17 protein-coding genes are annotated in these 17,302 nt (G+C 61.1%); 10 read left to right on the top strand and 7 right to left on the bottom strand.

Annotated features, from left to right (window positions below; genetic code table 11):
- The first annotated feature begins 12 nt into the window (after positions 1 to 12).
- The 5 genes from AC07VG_RS30080 to AC07VG_RS30060 all read left to right on the top strand — a co-directional run bounded on the left by AC07VG_RS30080 (position 13) and on the right by AC07VG_RS30060 (position 2,361).
- The gene (locus AC07VG_RS30080) at positions 13 to 303 is read left to right on the top strand and encodes a hypothetical protein (RefSeq protein WP_494999998.1); all 291 of its coding nucleotides are present in this window, start codon (positions 13 to 15) and stop codon (positions 301 to 303) included.
- A gap of 88 nt (positions 304 to 391) precedes the next feature.
- A complete protein-coding gene (gene vapB, locus AC07VG_RS30075) occupies positions 392 to 829 on the top strand; it encodes a type II toxin-antitoxin system VapB family antitoxin (protein WP_495022369.1) in 438 nt (145 codons plus the stop codon).
- Positions 826 to 1,239 (top strand): type II toxin-antitoxin system VapC family toxin, encoded by a 414-nt coding sequence (locus AC07VG_RS30070; protein WP_494999999.1) that lies wholly within the window; start codon positions 826 to 828, stop codon positions 1,237 to 1,239. The genes vapB and AC07VG_RS30070 overlap by 4 nt, the downstream gene beginning before the upstream one ends.
- Before the next feature lie 290 nt (positions 1,240 to 1,529).
- Positions 1,530 to 1,838, top strand: coding sequence for a hypothetical protein (locus tag AC07VG_RS30065; protein WP_103497973.1), 309 nt, complete (start codon positions 1,530 to 1,532; stop codon positions 1,836 to 1,838).
- Positions 1,822 to 2,361 carry a hypothetical protein gene (locus tag AC07VG_RS30060; protein WP_495000000.1) on the top strand — a complete coding sequence of 180 codons (540 nt, stop codon included), beginning with the start codon at positions 1,822 to 1,824 and terminating at the stop codon, positions 2,359 to 2,361. The genes AC07VG_RS30065 and AC07VG_RS30060 overlap by 17 nt, the downstream gene beginning before the upstream one ends.
- A gap of 129 nt (positions 2,362 to 2,490) precedes the next feature.
- Here AC07VG_RS30060 and AC07VG_RS30055 read toward each other — a convergent pair whose 3' ends face one another.
- From AC07VG_RS30055 to AC07VG_RS30045, 3 genes are all read right to left on the bottom strand, one after another.
- Positions 2,491 to 4,038, bottom strand: a complete 1,548-nt coding sequence (locus AC07VG_RS30055) for a phosphoenolpyruvate carboxykinase (RefSeq protein WP_495000001.1) — start codon at positions 4,036 to 4,038, stop codon at positions 2,491 to 2,493.
- A 179-nt stretch (positions 4,039 to 4,217) separates the two neighbouring features.
- Positions 4,218 to 5,120 carry an Hsp33 family molecular chaperone HslO gene (hslO, locus tag AC07VG_RS30050; protein WP_495000002.1) on the bottom strand — a complete coding sequence of 301 codons (903 nt, stop codon included), beginning with the start codon at positions 5,118 to 5,120 and terminating at the stop codon, positions 4,218 to 4,220.
- A gap of 251 nt (positions 5,121 to 5,371) precedes the next feature.
- Complete coding sequence (locus tag AC07VG_RS30045) at positions 5,372 to 5,776, bottom strand: RNA-binding S4 domain-containing protein (protein WP_495000003.1); 405 nt, start codon at positions 5,774 to 5,776, stop codon at positions 5,372 to 5,374.
- A gap of 218 nt (positions 5,777 to 5,994) precedes the next feature.
- Between AC07VG_RS30045 and rimB the strand changes: the two genes are divergently transcribed.
- Together rimB and rimK are read left to right on the top strand one after the other, a co-directional pair.
- Entirely contained in the window at positions 5,995 to 6,477 is a 483-nt protein-coding gene (rimB, locus tag AC07VG_RS30040; RefSeq protein WP_121141562.1) for a retropepsin-like aspartic endopeptidase RimB, read from the top strand.
- Positions 6,474 to 7,379 (top strand): 30S ribosomal protein S6--L-glutamate ligase, encoded by a 906-nt coding sequence (gene rimK, locus AC07VG_RS30035; RefSeq protein ID WP_040071574.1) that lies wholly within the window; start codon positions 6,474 to 6,476, stop codon positions 7,377 to 7,379. Before rimB ends, rimK begins: the two co-directional genes overlap by 4 nt.
- Positions 7,380 to 7,382: 3 nt before the next feature.
- Here rimK and AC07VG_RS30030 read toward each other — a convergent pair whose 3' ends face one another.
- Positions 7,383 to 8,696: an ATP-binding protein gene (locus AC07VG_RS30030; protein WP_495000004.1), complete on the bottom strand. Its 1,314-nt coding sequence runs from the start codon at positions 8,694 to 8,696 to the stop codon at positions 7,383 to 7,385.
- Between the two features lie 132 nt (positions 8,697 to 8,828).
- Positions 8,829 to 9,569, bottom strand: a complete 741-nt coding sequence (gene ompR, locus AC07VG_RS30025) for an osmolarity response regulator transcription factor OmpR (protein WP_100942051.1) — start codon at positions 9,567 to 9,569, stop codon at positions 8,829 to 8,831.
- A 339-nt stretch (positions 9,570 to 9,908) separates the two neighbouring features.
- On the opposite strand from ompR, the gene AC07VG_RS30020 reads away from it, so the two are divergent.
- From AC07VG_RS30020 to gshA, 3 genes are all read left to right on the top strand, one after another.
- The gene (locus AC07VG_RS30020; RefSeq protein WP_495000005.1) at positions 9,909 to 12,233 is read left to right on the top strand and encodes a Tex family protein; all 2,325 of its coding nucleotides are present in this window, start codon (positions 9,909 to 9,911) and stop codon (positions 12,231 to 12,233) included.
- The gene (locus AC07VG_RS30015) at positions 12,233 to 12,616 is read left to right on the top strand and encodes a PaaI family thioesterase (RefSeq protein WP_495000006.1); all 384 of its coding nucleotides are present in this window, start codon (positions 12,233 to 12,235) and stop codon (positions 12,614 to 12,616) included. The genes AC07VG_RS30020 and AC07VG_RS30015 overlap by 1 nt, the downstream gene beginning before the upstream one ends.
- Before the next feature lie 199 nt (positions 12,617 to 12,815).
- Complete coding sequence (gene gshA, locus AC07VG_RS30010; RefSeq protein WP_495000007.1) at positions 12,816 to 14,399, top strand: glutamate--cysteine ligase; 1,584 nt, start codon at positions 12,816 to 12,818, stop codon at positions 14,397 to 14,399.
- A gap of 163 nt (positions 14,400 to 14,562) precedes the next feature.
- Here the strand turns inward: gshA and argA are convergent, their stop codons facing one another.
- Entirely contained in the window at positions 14,563 to 15,861 is a 1,299-nt protein-coding gene (argA, locus tag AC07VG_RS30005) for an amino-acid N-acetyltransferase (protein ID WP_495000008.1), read from the bottom strand.
- A gap of 144 nt (positions 15,862 to 16,005) precedes the next feature.
- Entirely contained in the window at positions 16,006 to 17,166 is a 1,161-nt protein-coding gene (gene argE, locus AC07VG_RS30000) for an acetylornithine deacetylase (protein WP_495000009.1), read from the bottom strand.
- Between the last annotated feature and the right edge of the window lie 136 nt (positions 17,167 to 17,302).

The following is a 17,302-nucleotide window of genomic DNA, read 5'->3' as shown; positions in this document are numbered from 1 at the left end:
GAGCGCACACCTATGAATACTCAAAATCGCTATATCCCTCTCAGCACCAATTTCACCACAATCCCCGTCCTGGTCATCGACACCAACGCCAGCCTCGACGACCTGCAAACCAGCGCCTATCAACGCCTTCAAGCGGCCAGCGACCTGCTGGAAACCATGACGTGTGTGAGCCTCATCACCACCTGCGACAAAGACTTCACCCACGTCACCAATGCCGCGTACCTGTTGGTGCGTGAAGGCTGCGACCTGTTGCAACTGCTCCAGCAGCGGACGATGGCATTGGGCAGGCAAGTCGCTCAGTAACGCCATCAAAGACAGGCCATTTCTCTATAGGAAATGGCCTACTTAGCTTGGGTAATTCACAACCCATTTTGAGAGTCTGGCTACGAGAATGAAGGTAAGAGCTGATCCACAGCAGGTATCAGCGCCTTCAATATTTGCATTCGGCTTTCTGACGCAGCCTCTCAATAGCCCGCAGAAAATCCCTTCTGGAGGTAATCAGGTGACAATTCAGACAATGCTCGAGCAGGCATATGCCTTGCCTATGCAAAAAACCGATGCTACTCTGCATATGCTAGACATATGCAGGAGCGACATCATGCGCACAGTCTCAATTTTCAAGAACGGAAAAAATCAGGCGATTCGCCTACCAAACGACATGGCTTACGAAGGTGTAGGGGAACTGGAAATTACCCGCAATGGCGATGTGATCACCCTGCGCCCCGTGCGTCCCAGCTGGCAATCGCTGGCAGAAGTGCCCGCTGCTGACACGGACTTTCTGCAAGAGCGTCCGGACATCATCACCGATGAAGGTAGGTTCAACCTGTGACCACCTATATGCTCGATACCTGCATTTGCTCGTTCATCATGCGTGAACGCCCAGAATCCGTATTGAAGCGGTTGGTAGCAGAAGTTGGCCGAAATAACCGAATCGTAATTTCTGCGATCACTTATTCAGAAATGCGCTACGGACAGATCGGCAAGAAAGCGTCCGCCAGACACAAAACGATGGTTGATGAGTTTGTGAAACGCCTGGATGCTGTCCTACCGTGGGATCAGAGCGCCGTGGACGCAGTGATCGAAGTAAGACGTCAATTAACTGATAGCGGCTCAATCATTGGCGGCAATGATACTGCCATTGCGGGCCACGCCATAGCCATGGGGTGCAAGCTAGTCACCAATAATCTGCGCGAGTTCAGTCGTGTTACAGGTCTTGAATACGAAGACTGGGTTCACTGAAGTATTACTCGCCAAGTTTGTTGTCTTGGGACGAGCAGATTGATAAAATAGCCACAACGCATCTGGTCAACCATTTGCCCACCTTCCGAGGCCCGCATCGATTCATCGAGCGGGCTTTCGTGCATCTGGGGATAAGAAATGCATACTTTCTTGTAAGTTATTTCTTTTAATATCGAAAGCCCTGCCTGAAAGATGCTCGCCATACTAAGCACGAAAAATAAATATTGTTATAAGGCAACCTCATACTGTTGAGGTCTGCTCCCGTGTATACCTGCCCATTGATTCATCAATTGAAACTCGATGCCCAAAGCCTCGCCAGCATCGAACAGATCAACAAAATCACTCGCATGACCCAGCTCGGTGCAGCCGTGACGTCGAGTGGCGTGATAGCCCGCTTATTCACCCGTAGCGTGCCGCTGGAAACGGCCTTCAACATCACCCAATACGACTGGAAGCTCTTCAGCGAAAGCACACATGCCTGGTCGAAAATACAGCGCAATCGAGTCGTCACCATCGCCAATGACCAGGCACTGCAGCACTTACACGATCGAGCTCAATTCGAGTTCTGGAAAGGAGTCGCCAATGGCTGCATGTACTAAGGCAATCTGGATCGGATGCCTTGGCGCACTGGCCCTTGGAGCCAGCGCCGATCAGTCCATAACCGTCGAGCAGCGCTTCCATGGCTTCGTTATTGCCGACTTCGCCAGGGCCACCGCCGCCATGGAGGCACAACAACAAGCCTGCCTAAACACGGAAAAGGTCCTGCCTGCCAATCTATTGTCCCCTGCCGGACTGGATGACGAAGAAAAGAAAATTGCCTTGCTGTACTTCAGATCCCTGGCGTCGTGGGAGTGCGAGAAGCATGCCACTCTCGAGCTACTCGCTGCCACACAGATGGCCAGGGAAACAGGTCTGCCGGAATTCTCCGCAACCGACGACCCACAAAACCTGGCCGCCACTGTTCAGCTCATGGGCTACGACACAATGCTGCGTTACAAGGCCAGGTATCAGACCTTGCCAGAGTCGAAGCGCAGGCAACTGGACGATCTGGAGATACTGAGACATCCCTTTAAACTACTGGAATCCGCTAGTGCAAACGGATTACCAGCACCCAGCCCATGAGCAAAAATCCCGCAGCCGTTCACAAACCGTCAAAAGTGGATACCCCTGAAGCTATCGACAGCAAAATCAGCCACACAATAAAAAACCGCCCCGAAGGGCGGTTTTCTGGAGGCGGATAACCAGACTCGATTACAACTTCGGCCCAGCCGCCTTGATCGCGTCGCTCACGTCGAACTTCTTGAAGTTCTCGGTGAACAGACCCGCCAGCGCTTTCGCCGCTTCGTCGTAGGCAGCCTTGTCAGCCCAGGTGTTGCGTGGGTTCAACAGGCCAGTCTCGACGCCCGGTACGGCCAATGGCACGTCCAGGTTGATGGTGTCCAGGTGCTCGGTCTCTGCGCCAATCAACGCGCCGCTCTGGATCGCGGCAATCACGCCACGGGTGGTCGGGATGTTGAAGCGCTTGCCAACGCCGTAGCCGCCGCCGGTCCAGCCGGTGTTGACCAGGTAGACCTTCGAACCGAAACCACGAATACGCTTGATCAGCAGTTCAGCGTACTCGCCAGCCGGGCGCGGGAAGAACGGTGCGCCGAAGCAGGTGGAGAAGGTCGACTTGATGCCGGCGCCCGAACCCATTTCAGTCGAGCCCACCAGCGCGGTGTAGCCGGACAGGAAGTGGTAAGCGGCCTGTTCTTCGCTGAGGATCGACACCGGTGGCAGTACGCCGGTCAGGTCGCAGGTCAGGAAGATCACGGCGTTTGGCTCGCCACCGAGGTTTTTCGGTGCGCGTTTTTCGATCAGTTCACGCGGGTAGGCCGCACGGCTGTTCTGGGTCAGGCTGTCGTCGGCGTAGTCGGCCTTTTTGTTGGCGTCCAACACGACGTTTTCCAGCACGGCGCCGTGCTGGATGGCTTTCCAGATCACCGGCTCGTTCTTCTCGGACAGGTCGATGCACTTGGCATAGCAACCACCTTCGATGTTGAACACCACGCCCACGCCCCAGCCGTGTTCGTCGTCACCGATCAGGTAACGGCTTTCGTCAGCCGACAGGGTGGTCTTGCCAGTGCCCGACAGGCCGAAGAACAGGGTCACATCGCCCTCTTCACCCATGTTCGCCGCGCAGTGCATTGGCAGCACGTCGACAGCCGGCAGCAGGAAGTTCTGCACCGAGAACAGGGCTTTTTTCATCTCGCCGGCGTAACGCATGCCAGCGATCAGGACTTTCTTGGCCGCGAAGTTGAGGATCACGGTGCCGTCGGAGTTGGTGCCGTCACGCTCTGGCACGCACTCGAACTCCGGCACGTTGAGGATCTGCCACTCGTCCTTGCCACCGGCGTTGTACTGGCCGGCTTCCGGGTTGATGAACAGGCAACGGCCGAACAGGTTGTGCCAGGCGGTACCGGTGGTCATCTTGACCGGCAGGTAGTGCGCCGGGTCGGAACCGACATGCACGTGGGAAACAAAACGCTCGCGCTCGCCGATAAAGGCTTCAACGCGGTTCCACAGGGCGTCGAACTTGTCGGCCGGGAACTTGCGGTTGATCGGGCCCCAGGCAATCGCGTCCTGGGTGGAAGGCTCTTCGACGATAAAACGGTCGACCGGCGAACGACCGGTACGGTGACCGGTGCGCACGACCAGCGCGCCAGTGTCGGCGAGTTCGCCTTCACCACGAGCCAGGGCTTCTTTTACCAGATCGTCAACACTCAGATCGGTGTACACGGCATTGATTGCTTGCGTCATGAGATTCCCCGTCGGCCACTGGCCGAGTGCTCCAAACGTTTTGTAGTAGAAAGTCGCGCACTACTACCGCGAAAAAAGTGGGCCGGATTATGCCAGAAAAGCCCAAAAAAAGTAGGGTCCTCCTGTCAGAACGCCCATTTTCTGTCGTTTGACAGGAGATTTACCTGCGCTGAAACGTTTTAGTGACGAGTATCTGACGGGGTGTCGACGCCAGCACCGGCGAACAATTGCGAAACATCAGCGGCGTCGAACAGATAACGCTGGTTGCAGAACTGGCAATCGACCTCGATCCGGCCCCCGTGCTCGACCACCAGTTGCTGGGCATCTTCCAGCCCCAGGCTGACCAGGGCATTGCCCGAACGCTCCCGCGAACAGCTGCAATGGAAACGCAGCGGCTGGAGGTCGAACAGGCGCACGCTCTCTTCGTGGTAGAGGCGGTGCAGGACGGTCTCGTTGTCCAGGCTCAGCAGTTCGTCGGCGGTCAGGGTGCTGGCCATGGCGGTCAGGTGCTGCCAGCTGGCATCGCGTTCGTCCTGCTCGCGCAGGCGGTCGGCGGGCAACTGTTGCAGCAGCATGCCACGGGCACGACGGCCGTCGGCGTGGAGCCAGAAGCGCGTGCCGACCTGCTGGGACATGACGAAGTAGTTGGTGAAACACTCCGACAGGGTTTCCCCGTCCAGGTCGACGATGCCCTGGTAGCGCTGGCCCTGGGTCGGATCGACGGTCAGGGCGAGCACACCGTTGGGCATCAGCTCGGCCAGGGTCGCATTGGCCGGGATCAGCTCCGCGTCGTAACGGGCCAGGCCACGGATTTCACGCTCGCTGGAGCATTCGATCATCAGCAGCGGCACCGGGCCGTCGGAGCGCGCCTGGAGAATCAGCAGGCCGTCGAATTTCAGGGTACCGACCAACAACGACGCGGCAGCCATCAGCTCGCCGAGCAGTTGCGCGATAGGCTCCGGGTAGGGGTGCTTGGCCAGCACCTCGGCGTAGCTGCGCTCCAGCGACACCAATTCGCCGCGGGTGTCGCTGTCATCGAAGATGAAGCGCTGGGTGTAGTCGGTGTCCGGTAGGTCTGACATAGGTATCGATTCTGGAAGTAGGAATAAGGGTGTTCTGCCCAGGGAAGTGAGCATTTTATGAACAAACGGGATTTGTACCAAGCAACATGGGGGCGAATGGCGACCAGTCAAGGGCATAAGATCCTGTAGGCCGTGCAGGGCCAGTGAGAGCGGCGGCGAATCCCGCATCGCCATCGCCGGCAAGCCGGCTCCCACAAGGACAGCCCCCGTCCGGTAAACCTCAGCGCTGCAAGCCCCTCCCGCACGGCGCCCTAGTCGGCGCCGCTGTCACGGAACTTGAACAGATCACGGCGCTGTTTCTTGCTCGGCTTGCCATCGGTGGTCAGGCCCAAGGCACCGGCCTTGCGTTGAGCCGCCGCGGCTTCGCGCTTGGCCAGGCTCTGCTCGGTTTCAGCATAGAGCGTCTGCGCTTCAGGAGCGCCGCGGCGGACCAGCGACAGCGCCTGCACCACCACGGTCCGTTCGTCGAAGCCGGTACGAATCTGGATCTCGTCGCCCACCCGCGGCTCCTTGCCCGGCTTGCAACGCTCGCCACGGCAATGCACCTTGCCGCTTTCAATCGCCGCCTTGGCCAGGGCACGGGTCTTATAGAAGCGCGCCGCCCACAACCACTTGTCCAGCCGAACCTTGTCGTCCTCTTCCGTTTTCTGCGCCACGGTCCTTCCTCAAACTGAAATATTGTCGAACTGTACTACCGTTGCTGTCGAAGCTGAATGGTCCTGGCCAGTCTAGAATGCCAGGTGATCCTGGGGGTAATTTCACAACCTGAAACAGGTCGCTGAGATAACTATCGCCATTTACCCAATATTCTGCGTGAATACCGCGATTATGGCTGCCGGGCAGCCAGCGCGCCTTTCTCCACCGGTTGAGCATTTTGAAGACATTTGACCATTTGACTGTTGTGGGTCTGCGCGAGTGGGTGGCGCTTCCAGATTTGGGAGTCGCCGGCCTGCGGGCAAAAATCGACACCGGTGCCAGCACCTCCAGCCTGCACGCCACCGAAATCGAGCCCTTCGAGCGCGACGGCGAGAAGTGGGTGCGTTTTACCGCCCACCTGGGCAGCGTGGTGCAACTGCGACACCGCCGCTGCGAAGCGCCGCTGCTGACGATGAAGACCATCAAGAGCTCCAATGGCCATGCCCAGGTGCGTTACGTGATCGCCACCACCCTGGCCCTGGGCGACCGGGTCTGGCAGGTGCAATTCACCCTCGCCTGCCGCAAGGCCATGCGTTATCGCCTGTTGCTCGGTTCCAAAGCCCTGATCGATGGCCAGTTGGTGGTCAATCCGGGACACAAATACGTTCAAGACAAGCCGGTTTTCCCGGTCACTACTACCTCTGCCACAGGTGTTGCATGAAGATCGCTGTGCTGTCGCGTAATCCGCGTCTGTATTCCACCCGTCGCCTGGTCGAGGCCGGCGTCGCCCGTGGCCATGAGATGGTGGTGGTCGACACCTTGCGCGCCTATATGAACATCGCCAGCCACAAGCCGCAGATCCACTATCGCGGCAAGCCCCTGGAAGGCTTCGACGCGGTGATCCCGCGGATCGGCGCGTCGGTGACCTTTTATGGCTGCGCGGTGCTGCGCCAGTTCGAAATGATGGGGGTGTTCCCCCTCAATGAATCGGTGGCCATCGCCCGCTCACGGGACAAGCTGCGCTCGCTGCAGTTGCTCTCGCGGCGCGGGATCGGCTTGCCGGTGACCGGTTTTGCCCACTCGCCGGACGATATTCCCGATCTGATCGCGATGGTCAATGGCGCGCCGCTGGTGATCAAGGTGCTCGAAGGCACCCAGGGTATCGGCGTGGTGCTGTGTGAAACGGCGACGGCGGCGGAGTCGGTGATCGAGGCATTCATGGGCCTGAAGCAGGACATCATGGTCCAGGAGTACATCAAGGAAGCCGGTGGCGCCGATATCCGCTGCTTCGTGGTCGGCGACAAGGTGATTGCGGCGATGAAGCGCCAGGCCAAGCCCGGTGAGTTCCGCTCCAACCTGCACCGTGGTGGCAGCGCCAGCCTGATCAAGATCACCCCGGAAGAACGCATGACCGCAATTCGCGCGGCCAAGGTAATGGGCCTGAGCGTGGCCGGGGTGGATATCCTGCGTTCCAATCACGGTCCGTTGGTGATGGAGGTGAACTCCTCGCCAGGCCTGGAAGGCATCGAAGTAACCACCGGCAAGGACGTGGCCGGGATCATCATCGAGCATATCGAGAAAAATGGTGGCCCGAACATGACTCGGACCAAGGGTAAGGGTTAAACCCTAGACCGCATCGCGGGGCAGCATCAACCCCAGCGGCAAACGAACTCGCGCTTCCAGGCCGCCGCCGGTGCGGTTGCGCAGTTCGACATTGCCGCCATGCATCGAGGCGATCCGCTTGACGATCGCCAGCCCCAAGCCTGTGCCCTTGCCGCCACGGGCTTTGTCACCCCGGGTGAAGGGGTTGAAGATCCCCTCCAGTTCCGCCGGATCGATCCCCGCACCGCGGTCCATGACGCTCAGCACCACATACGGCGCACTGCTGTCGCCCGAGACATAGGCCGCCACTTCCACGCCTTCGCCGGCATGGTGCAGGGCGTTGCCGATCAGGTTGTTCAACAGCCGCTTCATCGACACCCGGCGCAACGGGAACGGCTGGATCGGTTGCAGCCGTGTGCGCACCCGCTCTTCGCTCTGGTTGTAGGGCGCCACCACCTCGCGCACCAGTTCGCTCAGGTCGACCTCCTCCACCGATTCGTCGCGACCGTCACGGATAAAGGCGAGGAACTGGTCGAGGATGGCGTCCATGTCCTCGATATCGCGGACCATTTCGTCGCTGAGATCGTCATGGCTACCCATCAGCTCCAGCGACAGGCGCAGCCGCGTCAACGGCGTGCGCAAGTCATGGGACACCCCCGCCAGCATCAACTCCCGCTCTCGCCCCGCCTGTTCGACGTCCTCGGCCATCTGGTTGAAGGCCCGGTACACCTCGGTCATTTCGCTGGGGGTATCACTGATCGGCAGCCGTACGCTGCGCCCCTGGCCCAGTTGCCGCGCCGCATCCACCAGGCGTTTCAATGGCTGGTTGAGCTGGCTGACAAAAATCCAGGCTGACGCGGTGGAGAGCAAGCCGATGGCCAGGAACCAGCCCAACACGCTCCAGATTTTCTGCCCGCGCAGCGGATGCGGGTACAGCGGCACTTTCAACCAGCCGGCGCCCAGGCTCGGCGCCCGCACCCAGAGGGCCGGCGGCGAGTGCATGCGCAAGCGCACTTCGGTGTCGGCCCCCAGCTCAGCCTGCATCTGGCGCTGGTAGATCTCGCTGTAGGGCCAGTGCTGTTCACCTTCCGGCACCCCACCGCTGACCACCCGGATCAAGCCCGCGGCGTCGGCGATCTTGTCGCGATCGTCCTCGTCCGCCGCCCAATAGGCGCGCAGGGTCAGCGCCACGCCGTGACTGTACTGACGGTCCACCAGCACGTCTTCGTTCATCAGCAGGTACACCAGGGTCAGCGCCTTGGAGAACAGCACGACGATCAGCACCAGCCAGAGGGTACGGGCGAAGAAACTTTGGGGGAACCAGAGAGGGGTTTTCATGAGCAGCCGCTGGACACTTTGCAGAGGCGAGCGGGCGGGCTCGCATATTGCGGATTGCGACTCGCCCGGGGTTTACCCGGGCGAATCGTTCCTATCGATCAACAGGCGCCCGTCAACAGGCACCAGGCATCGTCACTTGGTCGCGGCGCCGTCCGGCACGAACACGTAACCCACGCCCCAGACGGTCTGGATATAGCGTGGCTTGGACGGGTCGGGTTCGATCATGCGGCGCAGACGGGAAATCTGCACGTCGATGGAACGCTCCAGGGCATCCCACTCACGACCACGGGCCAGGTTCATCAGCTTGTCGCGGGTCAGTGGCTCGCGGGCATGCATGACCAGCGCCTTGAGTACCGCGAACTCGCCGGTGGTGAGCATGTGCACTTCTTCGCCGCGCTTGAGTTCGCGGGTGGCGAGGGACAGTTCGTAGTCACCGAAGGTCACGCTTTCGTCTTCGCTGCCCGGTGCGCCCGGCACCGGTGCCGACTGGCGACGCAACACGGCCTTGACCCGGGCCATCAGCTCATCGGGGTTGAAGGGTTTCGCCAGGTAATCGTCGGCGCCCAGTTCCAGGCCCTTGATCCGGCTCAGCTCGTCGCCCTTGGCGGTGAGCATGATGATCGGTACCTGGTTGTTCGCCGCGCGCAGGCGACGGCAGGCGGTCAGGCCGTCTTCGCCGGGCAGCATCAGGTCGAGGACCACCAGGTTGAAAACTTCACGCGACAGCAGGCGGTCCATCTGTTCGGTGTTCGCCACTGCGCGGGCGCGATAGCCCTTGCTGGTGAAAAAACGTTCCAACAGGCTGCTCAGCCCGGGATCGTCATCAACGATGAGAATTTTTTCGCCTTCAGCAGGGTTTGCAGTGCTGCTCATTGGATGCTCCTTTGATCTCGGCACGCATTATGGGCCCAGCGGCCCTTATCCGTATCCGGTGCATTGTTAGCAGATTTTTCCTCAACTACCAGTAAACGCTCTAAAGCCCCCCGCGCCGGTGCACAATCCCCGCAAGCCCGGAACGCTGGTTATAATGCGCCGCCTCTTGTCTCAGGCAACGTCTGATCATTGCTGTGGCGTGCCGCTCTTTATTTTCCAAGGCACACAGCAATGTGCTGATTTCATGGGTCTCAAGGCTGCCTTTTGATCCCAAACCAGATTCGTCCCATGGCTTGAGAGCCTCGACGCGTCTGCTTTCACACTTTGTCAGGTGGTTTTATGGACAGCATCAACAGCCGCATCGCCGAAGAACTCGGCGTCCGCCCACAACAGGTCGAAGCGGCCGTCGCTCTACTGGATGAGGGCTCCACGGTGCCCTTCATCGCGCGCTACCGCAAGGAAGTGACCGGCAGCCTGGATGACATCCAGCTGCGGCATCTGGAAGAGCGTCTGCGCTACCTGCGAGAACTCGACGAACGGCGTATCAGCATCCTCGCCAGCATCGAAGAGCAAGGCAAGCTGACCCCGGAGCTGGCCCGCGATATCAAGCTGGCCGACACCAAGACCCGTCTCGAAGACCTTTACCTGCCGTACAAGCAGAAGCGCCGCACCAAGGGCCAGATCGCCCTCGAAGCCGGTCTCGGCGAGTTGGCGGACGGCCTGTTCAACGACCCGTCGCTGGCCCCGGAAAGCGAAGCCGCGCGCTTCGTCGACGGCGAAAAAGGCGTGGCGGACGTGAAAGCGGCACTGGAAGGCGCCAAGTACATCCTGATGGAGCGCTTCGCCGAAGACGCCGGCCTGCTCGACAAGCTGCGCAACTACCTCAAGCAGGAAGCCACCCTGAGTGCCCGGGTGATCGCCGGCAAGGAAGAAGAAGGCGCCAAGTTCCGCGACTACTTCGAACACGACGAACCGCTGAAAAGCATGCCGTCGCACCGCGCCCTGGCGATTTTCCGTGGCCGCAACGAAGGCATTCTCAGCTCCGCGCTGAAAGTCGGCGACGAGCAACCAGGCAGCATGCATCCGTGCGAAGGCATGATCGGGCAGCAGTTCGGCATCCAGAACCAGAACCGTCCCGCCGACAAATGGCTGGGCGAAGTGGTGCGCTGGACCTGGAAGGTCAAGCTCTACACCCACCTGGAAACCGACCTGCTGGGCGAGTTGCGCGACGGCGCGGAAACCGAGGCGATCAACGTGTTCGCCCACAACCTGCACGACCTGCTGCTGGCCGCGCCGGCCGGCCCGCGCGCCACCCTGGGCCTCGACCCGGGCCTGCGCACCGGTTGCAAGGTCGCGGTGGTGGACGCCACCGGCAAGCTGCTCGACCACGCCACCGTCTATCCGCACGTACCGCACAACAAGTGGGACCAGACCCTCGCCGTGCTCGCCGCCTTGTGCGCCAAGCATGCGGTGGACCTGATCGCCATCGGCAACGGTACCGCCAGCCGTGAGACCGACAAGCTGGCCGCCGAACTGATCAAGAAATACCCCGCCATGAAGATGACCAAGGTCATGGTTTCCGAAGCAGGCGCATCGGTGTACTCAGCCTCGGAACTGGCCTCCAAGGAATTCCCCGACCTGGATGTGTCGATCCGTGGCGCCGTGTCCATTGCCCGCCGCTTGCAGGACCCGCTGGCCGAACTGGTGAAGATCGACCCGAAATCCATCGGTGTCGGCCAGTACCAGCACGACGTGTCCCAGCTCAAGCTGGCCCGTGGCCTGGATGCGGTGGTGGAAGACTGCGTGAACGCCGTCGGCGTCGATGTGAACACCGCTTCGGTGGCGCTGCTGGCGCGGATTTCCGGCCTCAACCCGACCCTGGCGCAGAATATCGTCAACCACCGCGATGAAAACGGCGCGTTCAAGACCCGCGCCGCGCTGAAGAAAGTCGCCCGCCTCGGCGAGAAGACGTTCGAGCAGGCCGCCGGCTTCCTGCGGGTGATGAACGGCGACAACCCGCTGGATTCGTCCGCCGTGCACCCGGAAGCCTATCCGCTGGTGCAGCGCATCGCCGCCGAAACCGACCGCGACATCCGCTCGCTGATCGGCGATGCCAGCTTCCTCAAGCGTCTGGACCCGAAGAAGTTCACCGATGAAACCTTCGGCCTGCCCACCGTCACCGACATTCTCCAGGAACTGGAGAAACCGGGCCGCGACCCGCGTCCCGAGTTCAAGACCGCTGCGTTCCAGGACGGCGTCGAAGACCTCAAGGATCTGGAACCCGGGATGATCCTCGAAGGCGTGGTGACCAACGTCACCAATTTCGGTGCCTTCGTCGATATCGGTGTGCACCAGGACGGTCTGGTGCATATCTCGGCATTGTCCGAGAAATTCATCAAGGACCCGCGTGAAGCGGTGAAAGCCGGCGATGTGGTGAAGGTCAAGGTCATGGAAGTCGACATCCCGCGCAAACGCGTCGGCCTGTCGATGCGCATGAGCGACACCCCCGGCGAGAAAGTCGACGGTGCCCGTGGCTCGCGCCCGGGCTCGGCACCACGGCCGTCGCAGAACACCGCGCCGCGCAAGGAAAGCACGCCCGCCGCGCCAAGCAACAATGCCATGGCCTCGCTGTTCGCCAACGCCAAACAGTTGAAGAAACGCTGATGGATCTGCCTGACGGCCTCACCCAGAGCGCTTTCAGCGAGATGCTCGGCTGCCGCCCGCTACGCCTGGAAAACGGCGTGGCCGAAGTGGCCCTGACACTGGAGCCGCACCTGCGCAATCGCGGCAATGTGATGCACGGCGGGGCGATCTTCAGCCTGGTGGACATCAGCATGGGGCTGGCCTGTTCCAGCTCCCATGGTTTTGACCAGCGCAGCGTGACCATCGAGTGCAAGATCAACTACATGCGCGCGGTGTCCGAGGGCGAAGTGCTGTGCGTCGCCACGGTCATCCATCCCGGCCGCCGCACCTTGGTGGTCGAGGCCGAAGTGCGCCAAGGCGACAAACTTGTCGCGAAAGCACAAGGCACGTTCGCTGTTCTCTAGCCGCCCCTGCTCGATTTGGGTTAATTTCGACACTGTGAAAGCGGTGTCGGAATTTTTTCCAGCACCGCCTCCGACCCAGGGAGGAAGTGTCGGCGTTTTCTGATATTTACCAGGCGACCACGCCAGTTCTCAACTTCACCCTTGTAGACCGTCTTGCCCACCCCCATATTGGGGCGACCGACGCGTGAAGGAATCCAACTTGAGCGAACTTCTCAACCGCCGCCTGGCTTTGCTCGGCGAGCGCGACCACCTCTCTCTGCTCGAACAGTGCCTGCACGGCATCGAGCGTGAATGCCTGCGCGTCACCAGCGTTGCTCGCCTGGCGCAGACACCGCACCCCGAAGAGCTGGGCTCCGCACTGACCAACGAGCAAATCACCACCGACTATTCCGAGTCGCTGCTGGAGTTCATTACTCCCGCCCTGGCCGACCCGGCGGACACCCTCGCCAGCCTGGACAAGATCCATCGTTTCGCCTACAGCAAGCTCGGCAACGAGTACCTGTGGAGCCCATCGATGCCCTGCCCGCTGCCGGCCGAAGAAGATATTCCAATCGCCTATTACGGCACCTCGAATATCGGCAAACTCAAGTATGTGTACCGCCAGGGCCTGGCCCTGCGCTACGGCAAGACCATGCAGTGCATTGCCGGGATTCACTACAATTTCTCGCTGCCGGAAAACCTCTGGCCGGTGCTCAAGCAGGCCGAAGGTTTCGTCGGCAGCGACCGCGACTACCAGTCGCTGGCCTACATCGCGCTGATCCGTAACTTCCGCCGTTACAGCTGGCTGCTGATGTACCTGTTCGGTGCCTCGCCGGCCCTGGACGCCGGGTTCCTGCGCGGTCGTTCCCATTCGTTGGAACAATTCGACGCCGAGACGCTGTACCTGCCCTACGCCACCAGCCTGCGCATGAGCGACCTGGGTTACCAAAGCAACGCCCAGGCTGGCCTGACGCCGTGCTACAACGATCTGGACAGCTACATCGACAGCCTGCGTAAAGCGGTGGCCACTCCCTACGCGCCTTACGTAGAGATCGGTACGCACAAGGATGGTGAGTGGGTGCAGCTCAACACCAACATCCTGCAGATCGAAAACGAGTACTACTCCAATATTCGCCCCAAGCGCGTGACCTACACCGGCGAGCGGCCGATCCAGGCGCTGATGGCCCGTGGCGTGCAGTATGTCGAGGCGCGCTGCCTGGACATCAACCCGTTCCTGCCGACCGGCATCGATCTGACCGAAGCGCGCTTCCTTGATGCGTTCCTGTTGTATTGCGCGTTGAACGAAAGCCCGTTGTTCGCAAACAACGAGTGCGGCAACGCCACTTCGAACTTCCTCACCGTGGTCAAGGAAGGTCGGCGTCCGGGCCTGCAATTGCAGCGTCAGGGCCAACCGGTGGAGCTGAAGGAATGGGCCGCCGAGTTGCTGGAGAAGATCGCGCCGCTGGCGGCGTTGCTGGACCGCAGCCACGGTGGCGACGGCCATGGCAAGGCCTTGGACGAGCAGTTCGCCAAGGTCAAGGACCCATCCCTGACGCCATCGGCCCAGGTCCTGGCAAGCATGACCCTGCACAAGGAAAGCTTCGCGCAGTTCTCGATGCGCCAGAGCCTGGCCCATGCCGAGTTCTTCCATGGCCAGCCGTTGAGCAAGGAAGAGCAGGCCGGCTTCGAGGAGAAGGCCCGTCAGTCCCTGGTGCAACAGGCTGAGCTGGAACAGAACGAAGTGGGGGATTTCGACGTGTTTGTCGGGTCGTACCAGGCGAGCATCCTGGCGATCAGTAACTGATGCGGCGCTGCCACTGACGCTTTCGCGGGCAAGCTCCGCTTCCACAAGGTCGGTGTCGTGCACAGAAGACGCGTACGATGCAGGCCTTGTGGGAGCGGAGCTTGCCCGCGAAGAGGCCCTCAAGGCTAACAAAAGCCTCTCAGGCAAGATCCGCCCTCAAAGGTTAAAGGGCTTTTTCGAAGATCTTCGAATTACGCTGGTAGTTGTACAGCGAAGCCCGCGCACTCGGCAGCCGTTCCACGCTGCTCGGCTCGAAACCGCGCTCGCGGAACCAGTGCGCGGTACGGGTCGTCAGCACGAACAAGGTTTTCAAGCCCTGCGCCCGCGCCCGCGCCTCGATCCGCTCCAGCAATTCATCACCGCGACCGCCATGGCGATACTCCGGGTTCACCGCCAGGCACGCCAACTCCCCCGCCTCTGAATCGGCGATCTGATACAACGCCGCACAGGCGATGATCATCCCCTCGCGCTCGACCACACTGAACTGCTCGATCTCACGCTCCAACACTTCCCGCGAACGCCGCACCAGGATGCCCTGCTCTTCCAGCGGGCTGATCAGGTCGAGCAAACCGCCGACATCCTCGATGGCCGCCTCGCGCACCAGTTCGAACTGCTCCTGGGCCACCAGCGTACCGCCGCCGTCACGGGTAAACAGCTCGGTCAACAGCGCGCCATCCTCGGCATAACTGACGATATGGCTGCGCGCCACGCCGCCGCGGCAGGCCTGCGCCGCCGCATCCAGCAACTCGCCCTGGTAATCGTTGCCCAAACGCAGCAGATGCGCCGGCACCTGCTGTGGGCGCAGCTCGCGGACCAGCTTGCCATTTTCATCGATCAGGCCATGATCGGCGCCAAACAGCAGGAGCTTTTCCGCTCCCAGGTCGATGGCGGCACGGGTCGCCACGTCTTCGCAGGCCAGGTTGAAAATTTCCCCGGTGGGCGAGTAGCCCAGCGGTGACAGCAAGACAATCGAGCGCTCGTCCAGCAGGCGATTGATGCCCTTGCGGTCGACCCGGCGCACTTCGCCGGTGTGGTGATAGTCGACCCCTTCGAGCACGCCGATCGGCCGCGCCGTGACCAGGTTGCCGCTGGCGACCCGCAGCCGCGAGCCCTGCATCGGCGAAGCGGCCAGGTCCATGGACAGGCGCGCCTCGATGGCGATCCGCAGTTGGCCCACGGCATCGATCACGCATTCCAGGGTCGCCGCATCGGTAATCCGCATGCCGTGGTGGTAATGCGGGGTCAGGCCACGCGCCGCCAGGCGGCTTTCGATCTGCGGACGCGAACCGTGCACCAGCACCAGCCGCACCCCCAGGCTGTGGAGCAGCACCAGGTCGTGGACGATATTGCCGAAGTTGGGGTGTTCGACGCCGTCGCCGGGCAACATGACCACAAAGGTGCAGTCCCGGTGGGCATTGATATAGGGAGACGCATGGCGAAGCCAATTCACGTAATCGGGCATAAAACCTGAACCTGTATAAAAAACAGCCAATAAAAAATAGATGCAACGTCAAAACGCACAACGGGCTGTTGGTTATCGTCGGAACAGGCTTGGCGACACGCGCGCTCTCCTTGGTATCGGGTAAAAAGTCAGTCAGCCGCGCATTTAACGCAAGGTTGCGGCCGGGCTCAAGCAGTAATGTTGAATCAATTCACGCAGTAGATGCACGGTAGGCTGCAAACGTGACATTTCGAGGTATTCCCCCGGCTGATGCGCACAAGCGATATCGCCCGGGCCCAGGACCAGGGTTTCGCAGCCGAGGCGCTGAAGATAAGGTGCTTCGGTGCCAAATGCCACTGCCTCGGCGCGATGACCGGTAAGTTTTTCAGCAACTTGTACCAGTTCCGTGTCAGCGGCCTGTTCGAACGGCGGCACTTCGGGAAACAGCGGTGCATAGTCGATCTTCACCTGATGCCGCTGCGCCAGGGGTTCGAGCTTGGCGTGGATCGCCGCGCGCAGCAGGCTCGGGTCCATGCCCGGCAAAGGCCGCAGGTCGAATTCCAGGGAGCACTGGCCGCAGATCCGGTTGGGATTGTCGCCGCCGTGGATGCAGCCGAAGTTCAGGGTCGGCTGCGGTACGCTGAATTGCGGGTTGTTGTATTCGCGCTGCCATTGCCAGCGCAGCCCCTTGAGCTCGCCGATGACGTCGTGCATGGCCTCCAGGGCGCTATGGCCCAGGCTCGGGTCCGAGGAGTGGCCGCTGCGGCCGAGAATCTCGATGCGTTCCATCATCACGCCCTTGTGCAGGCGGATCGGCTTCAGCCCCGTGGGTTCGCCGATCACCGCGGCGCGGCCGAGCGGACGACCCGCGGCGGCCAGGGCGCGGGCGCCGGACATGGAGCTTTCTTCGTCGCAGGTGGCGAGGATCAGCAACGGCTGCTTGAACGGTTGGTCGAGCAATGGCAGCACGGCTTCGATCGCCAGGGCGAAAAAGCCCTTCATGTCGCAACTGCCCAGGCCGACCCAGCGGCCGTCAACTTCGGTCAGTTTCAGCGGGTCGGTCTGCCACAGTGCGCCATCGAACGGTACGGTGTCACTGTGCCCGGCCAGCACCAGGCCGCCGGGGCCACTGCCGAAGCTGGCGAGCAGGTTGAACTTGCCGGGGCTGACCTGCTGGATATCGCAGTTGAAGCCCAGGTCGCCGAGCCAGGTCGCCAGCAGGTCGATCACCGGCCGGTTGGACTGATCCAGGCTCGGCTGGGTACAGCTTACAGACGGGACTGCAATCAGCGCAGCGAATTGATCTTTCATCGACGGCAACGGCATGACGCTGACTCCTCGTTCACAGGACGGCCCCCGATGCACGACTCCAGGTCACACGCCATCCTGTAATTGGATGGACTCGCCCAAGCCGAGGCGTCTGTAGCGCCACGGTGGCATTCTAATGAAGCCAACGACAGCG

The organism is Pseudomonas sp. GW821-FHT03C07 (assembly GCF_059420925.1).
This window is presented reverse-complemented; position numbering and strand designations above follow the sequence as displayed.

Bases quoted from the DNA above. Each gene is read 5' to 3' on its own strand.
- AC07VG_RS30080 (WP_494999998.1), top strand. From the start codon at position 13: ATGAATACTCAAAATCGCTATATCCCTCTCAGCACCAATTTCACCACA.
- vapB (WP_495022369.1), top strand. From the start codon at position 392: ATGAAGGTAAGAGCTGATCCACAGCAGGTATCAGCGCCTTCAATATTT.
- AC07VG_RS30060 (WP_495000000.1), top strand. From the start codon at position 1,822: ATGGCTGCATGTACTAAGGCAATCTGGATCGGATGCCTTGGCGCACTG.
- AC07VG_RS30055 (WP_495000001.1), bottom strand. From the start codon at position 4,038: ATGACGCAAGCAATCAATGCCGTGTACACCGATCTGAGTGTTGACGAT.
- hslO (WP_495000002.1), bottom strand. From the start codon at position 5,120: ATGTCAGACCTACCGGACACCGACTACACCCAGCGCTTCATCTTCGAT.
- rimK (WP_040071574.1), top strand. From the start codon at position 6,474: ATGAAGATCGCTGTGCTGTCGCGTAATCCGCGTCTGTATTCCACCCGT.
- AC07VG_RS30030 (WP_495000004.1), bottom strand. From the start codon at position 8,696: ATGAAAACCCCTCTCTGGTTCCCCCAAAGTTTCTTCGCCCGTACCCTC.
- ompR (WP_100942051.1), bottom strand. From the start codon at position 9,569: ATGAGCAGCACTGCAAACCCTGCTGAAGGCGAAAAAATTCTCATCGTT.
- AC07VG_RS30020 (WP_495000005.1), top strand. From the start codon at position 9,909: ATGGACAGCATCAACAGCCGCATCGCCGAAGAACTCGGCGTCCGCCCA.
- AC07VG_RS30015 (WP_495000006.1), top strand. From the start codon at position 12,233: ATGGATCTGCCTGACGGCCTCACCCAGAGCGCTTTCAGCGAGATGCTC.
- argA (WP_495000008.1), bottom strand. From the start codon at position 15,861: ATGCCCGATTACGTGAATTGGCTTCGCCATGCGTCTCCCTATATCAAT.
- argE (WP_495000009.1), bottom strand. From the start codon at position 17,166: ATGCCGTTGCCGTCGATGAAAGATCAATTCGCTGCGCTGATTGCAGTC.